1 protein-coding gene and 1 pseudogene are annotated in these 3,036 nt (G+C 61.2%); both read left to right on the plus strand.

Annotated elements, in window-relative coordinates; genetic code table 11:
- Positions 1-183: pseudogene (locus A3730_RS32040) on the plus strand (hypothetical protein); the annotation flags it as partial.
- Positions 180-2,975 carry a tetratricopeptide repeat protein gene (locus tag A3730_RS21590; protein ID WP_063538888.1) on the plus strand — a complete coding sequence of 932 codons (2,796 nt, stop codon included), beginning with the start codon at positions 180-182 and terminating at the stop codon, positions 2,973-2,975. The pseudogene A3730_RS32040 and the gene A3730_RS21590, both read left to right, overlap by 4 nt.
- Positions 2,976-3,036 lie beyond the last annotated feature (61 nt).

The following is a 3,036-nucleotide window of genomic DNA, read 5'->3' on the forward strand; positions in this document are numbered from 1 at the left end:
CAAGCGGGCAGCCTGCATGACAAGGCGCTGCGTTTAGCTCAGGCCCGTGAGCGCGCTTTCTATCACGACAAGGCCGTGTTGTATCGCTTGATGACCCTGGCCCAGGCGGGCGGCAACATGCCGGTGGCCGAGCACTACGCGGTGTTGTTGCTAAGCTTGCCGTCCGTGGAGGGTAGCCGATGACCCGCCGCCCGCGGATACGACAATGGCTCCATGCGGCGATCTTCCCCCTCGCACTGTTGTCTGCCGTGCCGCTTGCCCATGCGGACACGCCGGCGCCCTATGTGGAGCGCTACTACGACCGCAGCTACCAGGTGTTCGTGGGGTCGGGGAACCTGGTTCGGGCCAGGCAGGTGGCCGAGAACGCCCTTTACTGGCGCCCGGATGATGAACGCTGGTGGCGTCGGCTGGCGGAGATATCCCGTTGGCAGGGGGATCCGGAAACCTCGCTGAAAGCCTGGCGACAGGTGGCCTTGCGCAGTAATGATCCGGAGGCCTGGAAGCAGGTGCTGGTGTTGGCACCGCTGACTTACAGCAACCGCCTCGCGCTGCGGGCCAACAAGGCGCTGTTGAGCGCCTCTCCCTACGATGCCGACATCATTGCCACCATCAGCCAGCAGTATGAGCTGCTGGGCCAACCGGATGAGGGCCTGCGCTTCTTCGCAGACTGGCGCCGGCGTTATCCCAGCAAGGCCGCATTGCGCGAAATGCAGCGGCTCGCCCTGAACCAGGGTGAGGATGTGCGGGCTGCGCGCTACTCCCGCGAATACATGGACCGCTTTGGCCCGGAGGAAGCCATGGCGGCCCAGGCGGCAGACCTGTTCTGGCTGGATGGCCAGCGCGAAAAAGCCCTGCAGGACCTGGACCGTGATGCCAGTGAATTGGCCTATTCGCCGGCACTGTCCCGGCGCATTGCGGTGATGGCCGCAGAGTTGGGCGAGTGGGATCTGGCGCTGGATCGTTACCAGCAATTGGTGGATCACGACGACGACCAGATTACCGATTTGTACCAATACATCACGCTGGCCCGTTATTACCGCCCGGATCGGGTGGCATCACTGATGGGTCGGGCCTGGCAGAAGAACCGCAATCCGCAATTTGCCCTGGGGGCGCTCTACCAGCTGAACGATCGCCGCGATGATGAGGCTATTGATGCTTTCCTGGCAGGGTTGAGTGAAGAGCAGTGGCAAACGCTGATGCAGACTCCGGAATTTCTGCGCTTCTACGCCAACCTGCAATTGCGTCGCGGTGACACGCAAGCCGCGCAGCACTGGCTGCAGAAAGCGTTAGCTTTGAACGCCAATGACCGGGAAACCCGGATCAGCTGGATGTGGCTACTGGTTGCCACCGGCCAGGACCGGGAGCTGCGACAAGCTCTGGTCACCTGGGAAGATGTGATCCGCAGTGACCGGCGCTACTGGGAAGTGCTGTCGGCGTCACACATGGCATTGGGCAATGCGGAACAGGCCCTGCGCTATGAAACCGAATTGCTGAAAACCGCACCCCGGAACTGGGAGCGCCAGTGGTATTACGCCCAGGCGTTGATTGCCGCCGGTCGAAACGGGCAGGCCTGGCCGGTGCTGCGGCACCTCAAGGAACAATTGCCCTTGACGGTGGAGCCGCAAAAGCAGGCCATTTACCGGGACATGCAATTGACGCTGAGTCTGTTGTTTGACGATGGCGATACCTCACTGAAGCTGGCCCGGGCACAAACGCAAGGCATGGACAGTGATCCAGTGGCCCGGGCCGAGTGGTTGGCGCAATGGGCGATCGGGCAGTCAGAGCCCTTGCTGGCCCAGAGTTGGTATTTGCGTAAACAGCAGGCGCAAGGGGCACTCAAAGCCGGCTCGGCACTGGCTTTTGCCCTGGTGCAGGATGATCTGGACGCGGTGGCGCAGATCCGTGAGCAGTATCAGGGCCAGCTTACCCTGTCCGAGCAGCTGGAAGCCCAGGTGCGGCTGGATGAGCCGCGCCGTGCTGCCAGTACCTTCATGGCCATTCAGGCCGGGTCGCCGGAACTGGCCGGCAGCAATAACCTGCAGGAAAGCCTGCTATTGCCCACGGCCCGCTCGTCACAGTTTCATATTGAACAGCGCCGTTTGGGGGCGCTGGATATTCAGGATCTGCAGTTTGTGCAGTACCAGCCGCTCAGTGATTTCACCCAGCTGTCTGTGAAAGCCCGCCAGCGCAATTTCAGCAGCAATGATGACGAACTGCTGCAAATCAGTGATGACGAGCAGCGGCTGTCGATGGCGCTGGCTTACCAGCGCGAACGGTTCCGCAGCCGCCTGGAGCTGGGCCAGCGCAACCTGTTGGGCAACAGCGAAACCATGGCGGATCTGGAGCTGGGCGCGAACTGGACGCGGTACTGGTCCGGTAGCCTGAATTACCAATGGCGAATGCCGGCGGATGAGTCGTCCCTGCTGATTCTCGGTGCGTCGCGTACCGGTAGCCAGTGGTTGCTGAACTGGACGCCATCCTCTACCTGGCAAAGCAGCGTGGATTGGGCCAACTATGACTATCAGGATCTCAATGACAGTGATCTGGGCAGCGGCAGCATCATTAATGCCCAGAGTACCTGGCGCCCCTGGTTGTCGCGCTTCTCTCCCGGGGTGCGGGTGAGGCATACCCAGGCGGACTTTACCGCCGGCAACGACAGCATGGCCGAAGTACGTGCCTTGCTGCCGCCCGGCGCCCAGACGTTACCGCTGCCGCAGGACTATCACGAATCGGAAGTGGTGTTCCTGCTGGGCCAGCCGGATGTGCATATTCGTCCGCACCGTTTGCAGGGCTGGGCAGAAATTGGTTACAGCCATAACAGCCTCTCGGGAGCGGGTTTTACCGGCCGCTTCGGTGTGGAGGGGCCGCTGATCGGTCGGGATGAATGGAAGCTGTATGCAGAACAACAGCTCAATAGCGGGGGTAGTGGTGAAGACAGCTACCGCTTCGGGCTGCAATATAGAGTTTATTACTAGGAGTGAATCCAATGAGACTGAGCATTGTGCTACTGGGAACTTTGCTGTTAGCCACCGTGCT

The sequence above is a fragment of the Alcanivorax sp. HI0044 genome (assembly GCF_001634945.1).